The 15,856-nt window shown below is 74.7% G+C and carries 14 protein-coding genes; 2 read left to right on the forward strand and 12 right to left on the reverse strand.

The window, feature by feature from the left end:
• Nucleotides 1–48: 48 nt before the first annotated feature.
• A complete protein-coding gene (locus tag ACGGAQ_RS19920) occupies nucleotides 49–2,847 on the forward strand; it encodes a LuxR C-terminal-related transcriptional regulator (protein WP_393051300.1) in 2,799 nt (932 codons plus the stop codon).
• Nucleotides 2,848–3,024: 177 nt separating this feature from the next.
• Nucleotides 3,025–3,552: a hypothetical protein gene (locus ACGGAQ_RS19925; protein WP_393051302.1), complete on the forward strand. Its 528-nt coding sequence runs from the start codon at nucleotides 3,025–3,027 to the stop codon at nucleotides 3,550–3,552.
• Here ACGGAQ_RS19925 and ACGGAQ_RS19930 read toward each other — a convergent pair.
• Genes ACGGAQ_RS19930 through ACGGAQ_RS19985 form a run of 12 tightly spaced genes read right to left on the reverse strand, consistent with a single transcriptional unit; the run spans nucleotide 3,539 to nucleotide 15,845 of the window.
• Entirely contained in the window at nucleotides 3,539–4,123 is a 585-nt protein-coding gene (locus tag ACGGAQ_RS19930; RefSeq protein WP_393051304.1) for an NAD(P)H-dependent oxidoreductase, read from the reverse strand. The two genes, ACGGAQ_RS19925 and ACGGAQ_RS19930, sit on opposite strands and share 14 nt — an antisense overlap.
• Nucleotides 4,120–5,292 (reverse strand): LLM class flavin-dependent oxidoreductase, encoded by a 1,173-nt coding sequence (locus ACGGAQ_RS19935; RefSeq protein WP_393051306.1) that lies wholly within the window; start codon nucleotides 5,290–5,292, stop codon nucleotides 4,120–4,122. The genes ACGGAQ_RS19930 and ACGGAQ_RS19935 overlap by 4 nt, the downstream gene beginning before the upstream one ends.
• Nucleotides 5,293–5,296: 4 nt before the next feature.
• Nucleotides 5,297–8,077: a cytochrome P450 gene (locus ACGGAQ_RS19940; protein WP_393051308.1), complete on the reverse strand. Its 2,781-nt coding sequence runs from the start codon at nucleotides 8,075–8,077 to the stop codon at nucleotides 5,297–5,299.
• Nucleotides 8,078–8,080: 3 nt separating this feature from the next.
• Nucleotides 8,081–8,839, reverse strand: a complete 759-nt coding sequence (locus tag ACGGAQ_RS19945) for a class II aldolase/adducin family protein (protein WP_393051310.1) — start codon at nucleotides 8,837–8,839, stop codon at nucleotides 8,081–8,083.
• Nucleotides 8,832–9,524 carry a 2-hydroxychromene-2-carboxylate isomerase gene (locus ACGGAQ_RS19950; RefSeq protein WP_393051312.1) on the reverse strand — a complete coding sequence of 231 codons (693 nt, stop codon included), beginning with the start codon at nucleotides 9,522–9,524 and terminating at the stop codon, nucleotides 8,832–8,834. Before ACGGAQ_RS19950 ends, ACGGAQ_RS19945 begins: the two co-directional genes overlap by 8 nt.
• Nucleotides 9,524–10,432 (reverse strand): acyl-CoA thioesterase, encoded by a 909-nt coding sequence (locus tag ACGGAQ_RS19955; RefSeq protein ID WP_393051314.1) that lies wholly within the window; start codon nucleotides 10,430–10,432, stop codon nucleotides 9,524–9,526. The genes ACGGAQ_RS19950 and ACGGAQ_RS19955 overlap by 1 nt, the downstream gene beginning before the upstream one ends.
• A complete protein-coding gene (locus ACGGAQ_RS19960) occupies nucleotides 10,429–11,238 on the reverse strand; it encodes an alpha/beta fold hydrolase (RefSeq protein ID WP_393051316.1) in 810 nt (269 codons plus the stop codon). Before ACGGAQ_RS19960 ends, ACGGAQ_RS19955 begins: the two co-directional genes overlap by 4 nt.
• Nucleotides 11,235–12,239, reverse strand: a complete 1,005-nt coding sequence (locus ACGGAQ_RS19965) for a beta-ketoacyl synthase N-terminal-like domain-containing protein (RefSeq protein WP_393051318.1) — start codon at nucleotides 12,237–12,239, stop codon at nucleotides 11,235–11,237. Before ACGGAQ_RS19965 ends, ACGGAQ_RS19960 begins: the two co-directional genes overlap by 4 nt.
• Nucleotides 12,236–13,348 carry a beta-ketoacyl synthase N-terminal-like domain-containing protein gene (locus ACGGAQ_RS19970; RefSeq protein WP_393051320.1) on the reverse strand — a complete coding sequence of 371 codons (1,113 nt, stop codon included), beginning with the start codon at nucleotides 13,346–13,348 and terminating at the stop codon, nucleotides 12,236–12,238. Before ACGGAQ_RS19970 ends, ACGGAQ_RS19965 begins: the two co-directional genes overlap by 4 nt.
• A 3-nt stretch (nucleotides 13,349–13,351) precedes the next feature.
• Nucleotides 13,352–14,386, reverse strand: a complete 1,035-nt coding sequence (locus tag ACGGAQ_RS19975) for a beta-ketoacyl synthase N-terminal-like domain-containing protein (protein WP_393051322.1) — start codon at nucleotides 14,384–14,386, stop codon at nucleotides 13,352–13,354.
• Nucleotides 14,383–15,588, reverse strand: coding sequence for a beta-ketoacyl-[acyl-carrier-protein] synthase family protein (locus ACGGAQ_RS19980; protein ID WP_355067543.1), 1,206 nt, complete (start codon nucleotides 15,586–15,588; stop codon nucleotides 14,383–14,385). Before ACGGAQ_RS19980 ends, ACGGAQ_RS19975 begins: the two co-directional genes overlap by 4 nt.
• 2 nt (nucleotides 15,589–15,590) lie before the next feature.
• Nucleotides 15,591–15,845, reverse strand: a complete 255-nt coding sequence (locus ACGGAQ_RS19985) for an acyl carrier protein (protein ID WP_354855241.1) — start codon at nucleotides 15,843–15,845, stop codon at nucleotides 15,591–15,593.
• Nucleotides 15,846–15,856 lie beyond the last annotated feature (11 nt).

Consider the following 15,856-nt stretch of genomic DNA (forward strand, 5'->3'; position numbering starts at 1 on the left):
CTGGCGTACGCCACTGGACCCCCCGAGGGCGCCCGTCGTGGGGTGCCGATGAACATCAGCGAGGAGGAGTTCGCCCCGCCGCCGTCGGGCGACCCTCTCGACCCCCTGGTCGGACGCAACTGCGCGCTCGACCTGTTCGACCGCGCCCTGGCCGGGGTCCGCGACGGCCAACCCGCCATGATCGAGTTCGTGGGTGATCCCGGCACCGGCAAGACGCGGCTGCTGCGCGAGGTCGCCGCGCGAGCCCGACGAGCCGGGGTGCCGGTGCTCGCCGCCGCAGGCCGCGACGGCCACCAGGTCGGGCAGACCCTCGCCGCGCTGACGGATGAGCCCTCCGCGGCGGTCCGCGCGGGTGGGCCGCTGCTGCTGCTCCTGGACGACCTGCACAGCGCGTCACCCGCGATGGCCACGCTGCTGCGTCGGCTCGCGCAGGCGCCGCCCCCGGGTCTGCTGTGGGTCACCGCGTACCGGCCGCGGCAAATGCCGTCGTGCGTGACCACCGCGCTCGCCGCCGGCATCCACCTGAGCCGTCGGGCGGTCACCCTGACGCCGTTGGATCCGGCCAGCGTCGCCGCGCTGCTCGGGCTGGTGGAGGGACGCGCCGCCCAGCGGGTGCACGTGCTCTCCGGCGGCGTCCCCCGCTACGTCCTCGCCTATCGCCCGGGCGCCCTGGACGGCCCGGTCGCCGCCCTGCGGGGCCTGCCCGCCGAGCTGCCCGTCGACGTCACCGGCGCGGTGCAGCTCGACCTCGACGCGCTGACCGACGAGCAACGGCAGATGCTGGAGGCCGTCTCGGTGTGCCCGGACGGGTTCGAGCCGGCGCTGGCCGCGGCGCTCGCCGATCGCGGCCCCGAGGTGACCAGCGACCTGCTCGACGCGCTGGTGGCCGCCGACCTGCTGCGGACCGACCCCACCGAGGCGTCGACCCTGCGGTTCCGCCACGAGGTGGACCGCAGCGTGGTGTACCGCGCGTTGTCCCCCGGCCGGCGGCGACGCCTGCACGCGACGGCGGCCCGCGTCCTGCGTGAGCTCGGGCATCCGGTCGCCCGGTACGCCGAACACTTGTCGGCCAGCGGGCAGTGCGCCGAACCGGCGACCGCCGACGCGCTGATCGAGGCGGCGGAGAGCGGTCTCGTGCCCCGGCTCGACGCGATCCGGTGGTTGACCAACGTCCAGCGGCTGCTGCCCGCCGCCGAGGTCACCGAGCCACGCCGTACGCGGCTGGAGTTCGCGATGGCGGACGCGCAGGTCGGCGCGGGTCAACTGCGCCAGGCCCGCACCCTGTTACAGGAACTCACCCGCCGCCCTCTCGCCGACTGCGACCAGCGGCTGCGGGCGGTGGCCGCACGGGCGCGGGTGGAGCGTCTGCTGGGCCGGCCGTTCGACGCGTACGCGCTGCTGCTGCCGTACCGGGACGGGCGGGTGGAGCCGCACACCCAGTTCCTGCTGACCGTCGAGGCGGCGATCGCCGGCGCACTGTGCGCAGCGCCCGACGCGGCCGAGCACGCCCGGAGTCTGAGCCTGCTGGCGGAGCGGACCGGCTCGGCGGTCTGCGCGACCACCGCGGCGGTGGTGCAGTCGTTCGTGGCCGCGTACACCGACTGTGGGATCCGGGCGCCCGAGACGCTGGACCGGGCGTCGTCCGAGGTGGACGCCTTCGCCGACACCGACCTTGCCCGGCACCCGGACCTGCTGGCCCTGCTGGGCTGGGCCGAATACTTCCACGAGCGGGAGCGCTCGGCGCTGCACCACTTCGACCGCGCGCTGGACATCTGCTGCCGCGCGGGTCTCGTGGCGCTGACTCCCTGGCTGCTGGTCGGCCGTTGCGCGGTGACCGCCCGACTGGGCAGCCTGGACCGGGCCCGGGTCGAGGGTGAGGACGCCGAGGAGGTGGCCGTCGCCATGGGCATCGACCCGATGGTGGCGCTGGCGCGCGCGTACCGGGCCATCGCGGTGGCCTGGCGCAGCGGCCCGAAGGCGGCCCGCCACCTGGCGGACACCGCCGTGCTGGACGCCAGCACCCGCCGGGAGAACTGGTACGACGGGGCGAGTCAGCGCGTTGCCGTGCGGGTGCGGTTCCTCGCCGGGGACCGCGCCGGCTCGGCGGCGACGTTGCTGCGCGCCTGTGGCGGGGATGGTCTCGACCAGGTCGAGGTGACCAACCGGGCCTGCTGGGCCTCGGCCCTGGCCGAGATGGCCCACAAGGCCGGTCGGTGCGACGAGGCCGCGCGCTGGTTGGACGTGGCGGAGGGGTACGCCGAGCGGCTGGGGCTGCGGGGGCAGAGCGCGTTGACCCGGACGGCCCGGGCGCGGCTGACCCTGGAGGCGGATCCGCGCTGCGCCGCCGAGCTGGCCGCCGGGGCGGCGGACTCCTTCGCGAGTCTGGGGTGGAGGCTGGAGGAGGCGTCGGCGCGGTTGGTGCGGGCGCGAGCTCTGTGTGAGGCCCGGGAGTGGTCGGCGGCGGAGGTCGAACTCGCCGAGACCCGCCGCATCGCGGAGCTGGTCGACTCCCCGCCGCTGCGCCGTTCGGTGGCCGGCGAGCAGAGCCGCGCGGCCGGGGCCGCGGGCCGTCTGCCGGCCGCGGCGGCGGGTGGGGAGCTGACCCTGACGCGGCGGGAGTGGGACATCGCCCGGCTGGTGGCGGCCGGTGCGAGCAACGCCGAGGCGGCGGACCAGGTGTACGTGACCGTCAAGACGGTGGAGGCTCACCTGACCCGGATCTTCCGCAAGACGGGGGTGTCGTCGCGGGCCGGGCTGGCCGCGTTGCTGGTGTCCCGGGCTGTCGAACCGCGATCCGCTGTCGAGGATCGAGGGTCTGCGACCCGCAGGACCCGATTTGAGCGCTGATGCCCACAATAAAACGGAGATGAAGGATAGGCGTCCCGTGGCGAGTGTCGGATATCTCGCCTTCTGCCGGCCGGAATCTGATATCTTGTCTCCCACCACTGGTCAAACCCGACAGGGTTGACCGGAGGGCCGGAAGCCGCACTGGCTCGCCCGGAGATGCGCAGGAAAGGCATCGTCGTGAGTCAATACATCATCACCATCGTGCCCGTGGAGGACGACGGTGAGGAGATCACCGGCCCGGTGGCCCAGACCGTCGTGCGTCTGGAGACCGGCAACGGCCACCCGGTCGTGCGGGAGCTCACCGTCCGCGCGCCGCAGAGCGCCGGTCTGACCGGCGAGCTGCCGTACGTCGACTTCGACGCCCTGCTGCGCGCCTTCATCCCCCCGCAGGACCGGGACCGGAGTCGCGCCGAGGCCGCTCCCCGTCCGGCCGTGACGGTCGGACCGGTCCCCGCGACCACCGCCAACGCACCCCGGCCGCAGCCGCCCCGACCGGCACGTCGGCCCGGCGAACCGGACCGGCTCAGCCGACTCAAGGCCGGTCGCGCGTACCGCCGGGCGCCCGACCCGGCGGACCTGGAGGCGGTCTACGAGCAGGTCGGCACGATCAGCCGCGTCGCCGAGCACTTCGACGTTCCGGTGCACACGGCACAGGGCTGGATCAGCCGGATGCGCCGCAAGCACGACGAGGTCAACGCCGGCTGACTCCGGGCTCGGCCGGCACGCCGGGCACCACGGCCAGCGCGTCCACCACTGCCGGCGTCGCCCGGTCCAGCCAGCGCTCGATGCCGACCTCCGCCGTGTCGAACTCGCGCTCGAGCACGCACAGGCCGGCCGTGGGCACGCACGCGCCCACCTCGGCCAGCAGGGCGCCCAGGTAGGTGTCGACGACGTGCCGGTGACCGGATCGGGCGGCGGTCATCAACGGCACCGCCACCACCCCGGTCAGCGCACCCCGGGGCAGCACGTCGACGAAGAGCTTCAGCAGGCCGCTGTACGCCGCCTTGAACGTGGGGCTGGCCACCAGCAGCAGCCCTGGTCGGCGTACCGCCTCCAGCACCTCGTCGAGCGTCTCCGGCCGGCTGCCCTGACCGACCAGCTCGGCCGTCAGCTCGGCCAGGTCGATCACCGTCGGCGCTCCGACGGGGGTCGGGCCGTGGGTCAGTCGGGAATGCAGTGCCGCCGCGGTGGCCAACGCGACGGTCCGCGTACGGGAATGGGGCTTCGGGTTGCCGATGAGCGCGGTCATCGGCAGCTCCGCGACCGGCCCGGTCATCGGCCCACCGCCAGCTCCGGGGTCCGCCGGGCGTCCCCGGCGTGCGTGCCGGCCCCGTCGTCCGCGTCGGCCCCGCCCGTCAGGAGGCCGTCGTGGCGCAGCAGCGGCAGCACGCCCTCGCCGAACCAGTACGCCTCCTCCAGGTGCGGCTGCCCGGACAGGATCAGATGGTCCACCCCGGCGGCGTGGTACTCGGCGATCCGCTCCGCGACCTGCTCGTGGCTGCCCACCAGCGCCGCGCCGGCACCGGGCCGGATCAGGGAGTAGCCCGCCCAGACGTTCGGGTACACCTCCATCCGGGCGTTGCCGTCCGCGTGCAGCGCCGCCGCCCGCCGCTGGCCCTCCGAGTCGGTACGGGCGAAGCGCTGCCGAGCAGCGGCGATCCGCGCCTGGTCGACGCCGGCGAGGAGACGGTCCGCCTCGGCCCACGCCTCCCGCGCGGTGTCCCTGGTGATCACGTGGAGCCGACTTCCGGTGCGCAGCGTGCGGCCGGCCTCGGCCGCCTGGTCACGTGCCCGACCCAGCAGCTCGCCGAGCTGGGCCGGTGTCTCACCCCAGGCCAGGTACACGTCCGCGTGCCGGGCGGCCGCCCGCTGCGCCGCCGGCGAGGACCCGCCCAGGAACACGGCCGGAGCGGTGGCCGGCGGCCGGGCCAGCAGGGCGGCCTTCACCCGGTAGTGCTCGCCGCTGTGGTCGACCGGCTGCCCGGTCCACAGTCCACTCAGGATGGTGAGGAACTCCTCGGCGCGGGCGTAGCGGGCGTCGTGGTCCAGCCAGTCGCCGTAGCGGCGCTGCTCGTCCGGGTCGCTGCCGGCCACGATGTTGAGCAGCACCCGGCCCGCCGAGACACGTTGCAGGGACGCGGCCATCTGGGCGACAAGCGTGGGTGAGGCGAGCCCTGGCCGTAACGCGATCATGAACTTCAGCCGTTGCGTCTGCGCGGCCAGCGCGGACGCCACCACCCACGGGTCCTCGCAGAACAGCCCGGCGGGCGTGAGCACACTGGCGAAACCCAACCGGTCGGCGGCGCGCGCCACCTGCGCCAGATAGCCGATGTCCGGCGGGCGGCGGGTGATCCGGGCCGGCCGGCTTCCGCCACCGCGGGCGGGCTCGGCCAGGTCACGGCCGTCTCCGTGCGTCGGCAGGAACCAGTGCAGGTCCAGTGGCATGGGGTCACTCCCCTTCCGGCGCGACGTCGAAGCGCGCGGGCATCGCGGTGACGGCGTTCATGAAGTTGGTCCGCATCCGGCGTACCGGCCCGGTCAGCCGGAGCCGGGCCAGATGCGGACGGATCGCGGTGAGAAACGCCGCCATCTCCAGCCGGGCCAGGTGCGCGCCCAGGCAGAAGTGCGGACCGATACCGAACGCCAGGTGCGGGTTGGGATCGCGGGCGAGGTCCAGCCGGTCGGGATCGGCGAACGCGGCCGGGTCCCGGTTGGCCGAGATGTAGTAGACGACGACCTTGTCCCCCGCGGCGATGCGGGTTCCGTCGAGGACGGTGTCGCGGGTGGCGGTGCGGCGGAACTGCATGATCGGCGTGACCCAGCGCAGCAGCTCCTCGACCGCGCTCGCGGTCAGATCCGGCTCGGCGATCAGCTGGTCCCGCTGCTCGGGATGCTCCAGCAACGCCTGCACCCCGTTGGAGATGAGGTGCCGGGTGGTCTCGTTGCCGGCGATGACCAGCAGCAGCCACAGCTGGCACAGCTGCGCGTCGGTCAGGCCCCGGCCGTCGGCCTCGGCGTGCACGAGGAGGCTCAGCAGGTCGTCGGTGGGCGCGGCCCGTCGCTGGGCCGCCAGCTGCCGGACGTACGCGAAGGCCGCCGCGAAGGTGTCCCGGTAGCGCTGCACGCTGCCACCGCCGTAGCGGGGATCGTCGAACCCGACCAGGTTGTTGCTCCAGTCGAACAGCAACCGACGGTCCGCCCGGGGCACACCGAGCAGGTCGGTGAGGACGAGCAGCGGCAGCTCGGCCGCGAGGTCCGCCACCACGTCGATGTCGCGCGCGGCCACCGCCCGGGCGACGACCTCCTCGGCATGCCGGGTGACCAGCTCACCGAGGCGACCCACCGCGCGGGGCGTGAACGCCCCCGCCACCAGCCGCCGCACCCAGGCGTGCTCCGGAGCGTCCATGTTGATCAGAAGCTGCCGGTTGCGGTGCAGATCCTCCGGAGTCCGGGGGTCGGCGAGGAACGCCCCGCCGGCCGCCGACGAGAACGTCGCCGGGTCCCGGGACACTGCGGACACCGCGGCGTGGCGGGTGACGGCCCAGAAACCCGGGCCTCGGGACCGCACCGACCGGTCCTGGTCGGTGCGGGTCAGCTCGACCTCCTCGACCCAGGCCACCGGCGCCTCCCGTCGGCGGCGGGCGAACTCGTCGTGCGGCACGCCGGTCAGGAAGGTCGCCGGGTCCGCGAGTAGACCCGGCCTCACCGTGGCCGGCCGGTAGCGGTCCCGCAACGCCCGGCGGGGCACCTTGCCGGTGGGCTCGCGCGGGATCCGGTCGACCATCTCGTACGAGCGCGGCACCTTGAAGCCGGCCAGGCTGGTCCGGCAGTGCGCGTCGAGGGCCTGCTCGACGCCCTGGACCGGCCACGTCGGGTCGAGCTGCACCACCGCTCGGACCTGCTCACCGAACTCGTCGTCCGGCACCCCGATGACCACGCTGTCCTGCACGGCCGGGTGCGTCGACAGCACCGCCTCCACCTCGGCGGGATAGACGTTCACGCCGCCGGTGACGATCAGCTCCGCCGAGCGGCCGGTGAGGAACAGGTAGCCGTCGTCGTCCAGGTGGCCCAGGTCGCCGACGGTGAAGGTGTGCGGAGCGACGTGCGCCTCTTCGGTCTGCTCCGGAGCGTTGTGGTAGTGGAACCCCCGGCCCGGGGGCCGCCGCACGGCCACCCGACCCTCCTGCCCGGCGGGCACCGGCCGGCCCTCGTCGTCGACCACCACCACCTCGGTCGGCGGCGCCGGCCGGCCCACAGTGCCCGGCCGGGCCAGCCAGGTGTGCGAGTCGGCGAGGGTGACGATGCCGGCCTCGGTGGCGGCGTAGTACTCCACGAACACCGGCCCCCACCACTCGATCATCGCCCGCTTGGTCTCCGGCGGGCAGGGGCCGCCGCCGTGCCAGATCCGGGCGAGGCTGGCCCCGGAGAACGCCGCCCGGGTCGCCGCGTCGACCCGCAGCAGGCGGATGAACTGGGTCGGCACCAGATGACTGATGGTGATCTTCTCGTCGTCGATCACGCGCAGCACCTCGACCGGGTCGAACCCGCGGCGCAACACCAGCCCACAGCCGCGCAGCAGCGGAAACTGGGCGAAGAACAACTGCGCCGAGTGGTACCAGGGACCGACCAGCAGCGCCTGCCCCTGCGTCGGAATGCCCAGCCCGCCGCCGAGCGCCTCGGTGGTGGCGGCCACCCGGTCGATCGGAGCGCCCACCTTGAGCAGCGGGTTGACCACGCCCTTGGGGCGTCCGCTGGTGCCCGAGGTGTAGAGCAGCACTCCGCCAGAGAGCGCCGGGACGCCCGGTCCCGCCGGCAGGTCGTCCACCACCGTGAACCCGTCCCCGCCGTCGACAGTCACCAGCAGATCGGGGCCGCCCGGCGTACGCGCCACCGCGTCGCGCACCGTCGGGGCGTACGCCGCCTCGGTGAGCACCGCCCGCGCGCCGCAGTCGGTCAGGATGTGGGCGATCTCCGGCGCGGTGAGGTGCCAGTTGACGGGCACCGCCACCAGCCCCGCGTGCACGCAGGCGAGCAGCGCCTCGAACGTCTCGTGCCGGTTGCCGAGCACGAACGCCACCCGGTCGCCGACGTCCAGGCCGGCCCCGCGCAGCACGCCGATCCACCGGTCCACCGACCGGTCCAGCTCCGCCCACGTCCGGGTGGTCCGCTCGTCGGTCAGCGCGACGTCGCCGGCCCGGTCCCGGACCATGGTCTTCAGCAGCTCGGCCACTCGTCACTCCTGTCTGGGCGTGGTGCCGTGCGTGAGGTCGGGGCTGACCGCCAGGACGTGCTCCGCGACCGGCCGGAAGTTCAGTCGGGCGATCTGCGCGGTACCGATGTCCGCCCGCGCGGCCCGGGCCGCGTCGGCGGGGATCACCACCAGCTCGCCGGCCGCCTGGGCGAGCAGCTGCACCTGGCAGCAGCGGTCCATCGCCAGGAACCACCAGGCCGCCTCGGCCACCGACCCGCCGACCGTCAGCAGTCCGTGGTTGCGCAGGACGACGGCCTTGCCGGTGCCCAGCGTCGCCGCGATGCGGTCACCCTCCGCGCCGTCGAGGACGACTCCGCCGTACTCGTCGTGCACCTCGTGGTCCTCGAAGAAGGCGCACGCGTCCTGGGTGATCGGCGCGAGCGGCCGGCCGAGCGCCGAGAACGCCCGACCGTGGATCGAGTGGGTGTGCGCGGCGGCCACCACGTCCGGGCGGGCCTTGTGGATGGCCGAGTGGATGGCGTACCCGGCGGGGTTGATCCGGCCGGAGCCGTCGACCACGTCGCCGGTGTGGTCGACGCGCAGCAGGTCGTCGTCGCGCACGTGGGCGAAGTGCCGGCCGAACGGGTTGATCCAGAAGGTGTCCGGTTCGATCGGGTCCCGGGCGGTGACGTGGCCGCCCGCGCCCTCGTCGAACCCCGCGAGGGCGAACGCGCGCAGCGTGAGGACCAACTGCCGACGGCGGTGGGCGCGTTCCTGGTCCGGGTCTCGTCGCTCAGCCACAGCCGCCTCCGGTGTCGGTGTCGTACCCGCCCACGCCCGCCGGCACCGCGGGGGGCGCGACAGGCGTGCCGGTCCGCTCGGCGTACGCGGCGAGGAAGTCGTCGACCCGGTCCACGCCCCAGAACCGGTGTGGACCCAGCCGCAGGTAGGGAATGCCGAAGATGTCCTCCTCGTACGCCCGCAGCAGGCAGTGCGCCCCGGCCGCCCGGACGGTCTCGTCCTGCACCGCGCCGAGCACCACCGCCGGGTCCACCCCGGCCCGCTCGGCGACCTCGGCGATCACCTCGGGGGTGCACACGTCCTCGCCCCGCTGCCAACGGGCGGCGATCACCTCCCGGTAGAACGCCTCCCCCGCGCCCTGTTCCCGGGCGGCCAGCCAGCCCAGGTGCGGGACCTCCCACCACGGGTCGATGTCGATCGGCCAGCGCATCGCCAGGCCCAGCCGCTGGGCCTGCCGCTTGGCGTCCTGGAGCAGGTACAGGTGCTTCGGCTTGCTCATCTGCACGTAGTGGAAGGCGCCGCCACGGGCGGTCAGCGCCTCCTGCGTCCGCGCGTCCGGATCCCAGTAGGGGATGAACTCCAGCACCTCCTGCGGCCGGCCCAGCGCCCGGGTCAGCCGCTCCACGGCCAGCCAGCTGTACGGGCTGCGGAAGGAGAAGTACAGGCGGGGCTGCTTGGTGGCCATCACCGCCGCCCGCCGGTCAACGCCGCCACGGTCTCCCCGTCGAGGGTGGCGAGCCGGCCCGCCTCCGGGCCGCGGCTGACCGCGTACCCGTGCAGGATGCTGGCCGTCGCCACCCGGACCAGGCGACCGTCGCGCACGACGTGGCAGTCCATCCGCGCGTCGTACGTGACGTCCTTGAGCACGTCGGTGACGGTGAAGCTGACCCACACGGGCTCGTCGAGGTGGGCGTCGCCGAGCACCTCGATCCGGGCGCGGGAGACCACCGGGATCCAGCCCCGCTCGCGCAGCATCCGGCCCACCGACACACCCCGGTCGGCGAGGTAGCGGTCCACCACCTCCTCCAGCAGCCGGATGTACCCGGAGTGCTGCATCCGCCGCGAGTACTGGCAGTAGAAGTAGGGCACCCGCCACGGCCACACGAATCCCGCTCCGGCGGCGCGCAGCGTGTCGGCCGGGTCCGCGCCGGCGGGGGCGCCCGGCTCGCCGGCGGCCGACTCCTCGACCAGGCCGGCCAGCTCCGCCGGCAGCGGCGCCGCCTGCGGTACGTCCGCCTCCCGCACCAGGGCCACCCGCACCCGGGCCCGGCAGACGGTGACGTCGGCGTCGCGGCGCACACCCATCCGCACCGCGAACCGGCCGTTGGCGGCGGGGGTCGCCACCACCGTCGCGGTGTCGTCGACATCGAGGACGGCGGGCAGCAGCAGCGAACAGTCCCGGATCGACAGCCCCACCCCGTGCTCGTGGTAGAGCCGGCCGGGGCCGTGCCCCCGCTCCCGGAACCACTGCAGCACACCCTGCTCCACCAGGTACGCGAAGTGTTTGAAGCCGATCCAGGTGCGGATGTTCGCGCCCTCGAACCCGGGCCGGGCCGACAGTGTCACGGATGCGTTCTCAACCGCCGTGGTCACGGCGTACCTCCTCGGATCGCGGGGTCGGGGCAGACCTTCTCGACGAAGCCCGCGACGTGTCGGGCCACCTCGGCCGCCCGGTCGAGATGACAGAAGTGGTGAAAATCCGGCTCCACGACGACGTGCGCGTCGGGGAGTTCGGCCCGCAGCGCGCCGACGCGCGGGCCGTCGAGGCCGGGGTCCCGGCCACCGGTGAGCACCATGGTCGGCACGGTCACCGAGTGCAGCGGCAGGCCGGCGGTCGCGGTGAAGTGGTCGAACAGCGTGGTGAAGCCGACCGGCCCGATCCGGTCCACCATGATGTCCCGCATCGCGGTCAGGGTCTCCGCGTCCAGGTCGGCCAGCCGGGGGCCGAGACGGTGGCGCAGCCCCTCGTCGATGATCTGGACGAAGTTGGCCTGCGCCCGCTCGTGCACCGCCCAGGTGACCGCCAGGTCGGGCGGGCAGTAGAACGGCGCGATGAGCATCGCCCCGCGCGGCGCGACGTCCGGTTCGGTGGCGAGCATCTCCAGCACCGCGTTCGCGCCGAGCGAGTGGCCGACCACGACGTCGGGGGGCGTGGCCAGGGCACGGATGGCGGCGGCGAGCCAGGCGCCCGGGGTGCCCCGACGCCGCCAGCGGTGATCGGTGCCCGCCTTCCACGGCAGCTCGGCCGCGAGCAGCCGCCAGCCGGTGGGCAGCCGCTGCGCCAGGGGTCGCCAGCTGCGCCAGGCGTCGGACATGCCGTGCGCGAGCAGCACGGTCGGCGTCCCGGTGTCCGGGCCGGCGAGCCGGTGCACAGCGACCGGAGGTGGCGTGCCGCTCATCGCCGCGCCGCCCGGACGTCGAGTTCGCGCATGCCGTCGACGGGGTCGCCGCAGCGAACCGTGACGTTCGGGGTGGCGTCGACCAGGCGTACGGCCAGCGCCGTGTGCACGACCCCCGCGGCGCCGTAGTGGTCGCCCGCCACGGCGGCCGCGTCGACCAGCAGGCCGCGTGGGGTGCTGTCGACGGGTACGCCCGCCCGCACCGGCCCCAGCAGGGCCAACGGGTGCGGCTCGGCGTCGACCCGGCCGAGCAGCACGCAGGCCGCCCCGGCGCGCAGCGGGAGGGCGGCGGTGGCGCCGTCCCGGGCGGCGTGCAGGGCCTGGGCCTGCGGGTCGTCCGGTTCGGTGCCGACCACGACGGCCCGGTCGGCGCGGCCGGTACGCAGCAGCAGCCCGGCCAGCCAGATCGCGTCCAGGCCGGCGGTAGCGCCGGAACAGACGGTGAGGTTGGGGCCTCCGAAGCGGAACCAGATGGCGATCGCGCCGGCGATGACGTTGCTGGAGGCGTTCGGCGCCTCCAACGGGCCGACCTCGCGCGGGCCGCCCTCGCGCAGGCGGCGGGCGATGTCGCCGACGGTGGCGACGTTGCCCAGGTTGGAGCTGACCACCACGGCGGTACGCGGATCCGCCGGCCCGCTCGGGCGGGGCGCCTTCGGCGCGCGGCCCAGCGCCCGGTGCACGGCGCAGAGTGCGAGCCGGGTGGACGGCTCCTTGGCCAGCAGACCCTTGCGGCCCAGCAGGTCGGCGGCCCGCTCGGGCGGGCAGGCGGGTTCCTCGTCGGCGGCCCTCGCCGGCAGGTCGACTCCGCGCAGGCGTACTCCTGGCAGGTGCAGTGCCGCCGCGAGAACGGCGGCCACCGGCCGATCCGGGTCGGCCCCGGGCGGCATGTCCGCCATGGACCGATCCGGCCGGGTCACCTGGCCCGGCCGGCGGGACGCGGGCGGCGGCACGGTCCGATCCGGAGTCGGCGCGAGGTGCCCGACCTGGGCGCGGCCGGTCATCGCACCGCCTCCAGGAGGGTGACGGCGTTGAGACCGCCGAAGCCGAACGCGTCCACCTGCGCCACCCGGACGTCCGCCCGCACGGCCGCGTCGCGGACCAGCCGCAGCGCGGCCGACTCGGGCGCCGGCCGGGTCAGCCCGACCACCGGCGGCACCCGGCCGGTGCGCAGGATCTCGACGGCGACAGCGACGCTGAGCAGCGCCGATCCTCCCGACGTGTGGCCGACGGCGCCCTTGAGGGCGGTGACCAGGGGGCCGGGTACGCAACCGGCGAACACCTCGGCGATCACCCGCGCCTCGGTCTCGTCGTTCAGCGTCGTGCCGGTGCCGTGCGCCAGCACCAGGTCGACCTCATCGGGTCGGCGGTCGGCGCGGTGGTGGGCGTCGTGGACCGCCCGCAGGATGCCCGCCGGGTCGGGCGCCGTCTCGTGCCCGGCGTCGCAGGACAGCCCGGTGGCGAGCAGCCGGGCCAGCCCTTCGGGTCGTTCCGGCTCGACCACCAGCACCGCCGCGCCGTCGCCGAGCAGCACACCGGCCCGGTCGGCGTCGAAGGGCTGCACCCGGCTGGTCGGGCGGGCGGCCACCCGGCCGATCATCGCCAGCATGGAGGCGCTGCTGCCGTCGGTGCCGCCGACCAGCACCGCGTCCGCCTCGCCGGTCTCCACCAGGTCCTGCGCCAGGGCGAGGGCGGAACCGCCGGCGCTGCACGCGTTGGCCAGGGTCACCACCTGCCGCACGCCGGGCGCCGCGCTGGCGACGGCGTCGGCGAAGTGCAGCCGCTCGGCGGGAAAGTCGACCGAGCCCGCCAGGGCCGCCCGCTCCACCTCGGCCGACTCGCGCAGCCCGGTGCCCACGAGACTCACCACCCGCTGTCGACGGGGATCGAGGCTGGCGGCGGCGAGGGCCTCGGCCACGCACTCGGTCAGCCAGCGGCTCGGACCGAACGGCGCGTCGTCGTCGATCGGGTAGCCGTGGCCGACCCCCACCCGGGCCGGGTCCGACCGCCGCAGCCCGGCGGCGCCGCACGCGCCGCGCAGCAGCGCCGCGACGGTGGCCGGGCCGTCGCCGAAGCAGGTACGGACCGCAGTGGCGGTGATGGTGGCGGCCATGTCCTACCCCCGCACCACGGCCGCGGCGACCGCGCCGTCGCGGGACCGCCCGACGATCAGCGCGGGTCGACCGCGCGCGTCCGGGTCCTCGGCGTAGCGGCCCAGCAGCACGCCCAGCGCCAGCGCGCCGGTGGCGGACTGACAGTCACCGAGCGCCGGACGCACCGACAACCGCTGCGCGGCCGTCGGCACCACCTCGGACAGGCTGTCGGCGTCGAGATCGCCGCTCGCGATCGCCCACACGTCGGCCGGGCGGACCTTCGCCGTGGCCAGCGCGCGACGTACGCAGCCGGCGAGCCCGTCGGCGCCGGGCTCCGGCTGAAAGCCGGTGGCCACCGCGAGCACCTGGGCGCGTGGCGCCCCGGTGCGGCCGGGCGTCGGGCGGCGCAGCAGGTAGACTGCCGCGGCCTCACCGGCCGGGCCGGCGCCGGTCAGTTGCGCCGCCCACGCCGTGTTCGGCGTGTACTCCTCGACGCCGCCGACCAGCAGGGCGTCGACGTATCCCCGGCGCAGGGCGTTGAGCGCGTAGCGCAGCGCGTACAGGAAGGCGAGCGGTCCGCCGGCCACTGTGGCGTTGACGCCGCGCAGCCCGTAGCGGATCGCGGCCTGGCCGCTGGCGCAGTTCATCACCGTGTTCGGGAACAACACCGGGTTGACCAGGTACGGCTTGTCCTGCACGAGCGTCTCGCGGGAGAAGTCCATCGTCGACTTCAGGCTGCCGGTGGTGGTGCCCAGCACCACGCCGATGCGGTGCCGGTTGTCGTCGTCGGGGGCGAGGCCCCCGTCGGCCAGCGCCCGCCCGCAGGCCACCATGGCCAGCGCGGTCGCCCGGTCCAGGAAGCTGGTGCCCTTGCGGCCCAGCAGCCGGCGTACGTCGAAGTCGGCGATCGCCGGCGCCTGCTCCGTGGGCAGCGGCTCGTCGAAGCGGTCGCGCACGTCGACGCCGACGACCGTGCCGGCGCGGACGGCGGCCAGCAGCTCGGTGACCGACTCCCCGGCCGCGCTGAGCACTCCCCAGCCGGTCACCAGGCCGGTCACCGGATCGCCCCGAAGATCGTGATGGCGTTGTTGCCGCCGAACGCGAAGCCGTTGTTCTGCGCGACCCGCACCGTGGCCGGCCGGGCCGTGTTCGGCACCGGGTCGATCCACGACAGCTCCGGGTCGGGGGTGGCCCAGTTGATGGTCGGGGGCAGGAACCCGTGCCGGATGCCCAACGTGGTGGCGATCGCGCCGAACCCGCTCGCCGCGCCCATCGTGTGGCCGAGCATCGACTTGATCGAGCTGACCGGCGGCACCCGGTCGCCGAACACCGCCCGGATGGCCCGCGCCTCGCACAGGTCGTTGGCGGGCGTGCCGGTGCCGTGCGTGCTGATGTAGTCGATGTCCTCCGGTTTGACCCCGGCGTTCTCCTGGGCCAGCCGCATGCACGCCGCGACGCTCTCCTCGTTGGGCGCGACCATGTGGTGGGCGTCGCAGTTGACGCCGTACCCCAGCACCTCGGCGTAGATCCGGGCGCCCCGGTCCTGCGCGTGCTCCAGGGTCTCCAGCACCAGGGCCGCGCCGCCCTCACCGGTGAGGATGCCGGAGCGGTCCCGGTCGAACGGCCGGCAGGCCCGCTCGGTCAGCGCGCCGAGCCGGTAGAAGCCGGCGTGCGCCCACCGGCACACCGAATCGGCGCCGCCGGCCACCATCACGTCCGCCTCACCCCAGCACAACAGGTCGTACGCGTACCCGATGGCGTAGTTGCTTGCCGAACAGGCGGTGGTGAGGGTGACCGACTCCCCGGCCAGCCCCAGCTCCGCGCTCACCGCGTAGGACAGCCGCTCGGCCGGCGCCTGCCGCAGCGCCTCGGCGGACATGGCCGGGTAGCCGCCGGCCACCAGCTCGGCGGTGAGCTGCTCCACCACAGTGGACTCGCCGCTGGTGGTGCCGACGACCGCGCCGACGCGCGCCGGGTCGGTGGCCGGCAGCGACAGACCCGCGTCCATCGCGGCCAGCCGGGCAGCCGCCGCCGCGAACAGCGCCGAGCGGCCCCAGTCGGCGACCCGCAGCCGCCGCAGCAGCGCCTCCGGCCGGAACGCGGGCACCTCACCGGCAAAGTGGTGCGGGAATCCGCTCGCGTCGAAGCTCGTGATGGGCGCGGCGGCCGACCGGCCGGAGCGCAGCCCGGCGGTGAACTCGTTCACGCCGATGCCGATGCCGGACACCGGCCCGAGCCCGGTGACGACCACGCGGTGCACGGTCAGTCCTGCCAGCCGGCGTGTCGCGCCACCACCTCGTGGACGGCCTTGAGGCTGCGCATCTCGTTCAACTCGGCCTGCGGGATCTCCACCTTGTACTTCTTCTCGATCCGAGCCAGGATCTCGATCGCCCGCAACGAGTCCGCCTCGTACTCCTCGACGAAGTCGGCGGTGTCGGCGACCTCCTCGGGTTCCAACTCGAGCACCTCCGCCACGATCTCCCGCAGCTCCGCCATGTGCTGGTCGCGTTCACTCATCGGGGTTCCCT

Origin of the sequence: Micromonospora sp. NPDC047557, from assembly GCF_043205095.1 — a bacterium.
Lineage (GTDB): Bacteria > Actinomycetota > Actinomycetes > Mycobacteriales > Micromonosporaceae > Micromonospora.

What these genes read in the sequence shown, in the direction of transcription:
- ACGGAQ_RS19920 (WP_393051300.1), top strand. Translation starts at nt 49, where the DNA reads ATGAACATCAGCGAGGAGGAGTTCGCCCCGCCGCCGTCGGGCGACCCT.
- ACGGAQ_RS19930 (WP_393051304.1), bottom strand. Translation starts at nt 4,123, where the DNA reads ATGACCGGGCCGGTCGCGGAGCTGCCGATGACCGCGCTCATCGGCAAC.
- ACGGAQ_RS19935 (WP_393051306.1), bottom strand. Translation starts at nt 5,292, where the DNA reads ATGCCACTGGACCTGCACTGGTTCCTGCCGACGCACGGAGACGGCCGT.
- ACGGAQ_RS19950 (WP_393051312.1), bottom strand. Translation starts at nt 9,524, where the DNA reads ATGGCCACCAAGCAGCCCCGCCTGTACTTCTCCTTCCGCAGCCCGTAC.
- ACGGAQ_RS19960 (WP_393051316.1), bottom strand. Translation starts at nt 11,238, where the DNA reads ATGAGCGGCACGCCACCTCCGGTCGCTGTGCACCGGCTCGCCGGCCCG.
- ACGGAQ_RS19965 (WP_393051318.1), bottom strand. Translation starts at nt 12,239, where the DNA reads ATGACCGGCCGCGCCCAGGTCGGGCACCTCGCGCCGACTCCGGATCGG.
- ACGGAQ_RS19970 (WP_393051320.1), bottom strand. Translation starts at nt 13,348, where the DNA reads ATGGCCGCCACCATCACCGCCACTGCGGTCCGTACCTGCTTCGGCGAC.
- ACGGAQ_RS19985 (WP_354855241.1), bottom strand. Translation starts at nt 15,845, where the DNA reads ATGAGTGAACGCGACCAGCACATGGCGGAGCTGCGGGAGATCGTGGCG.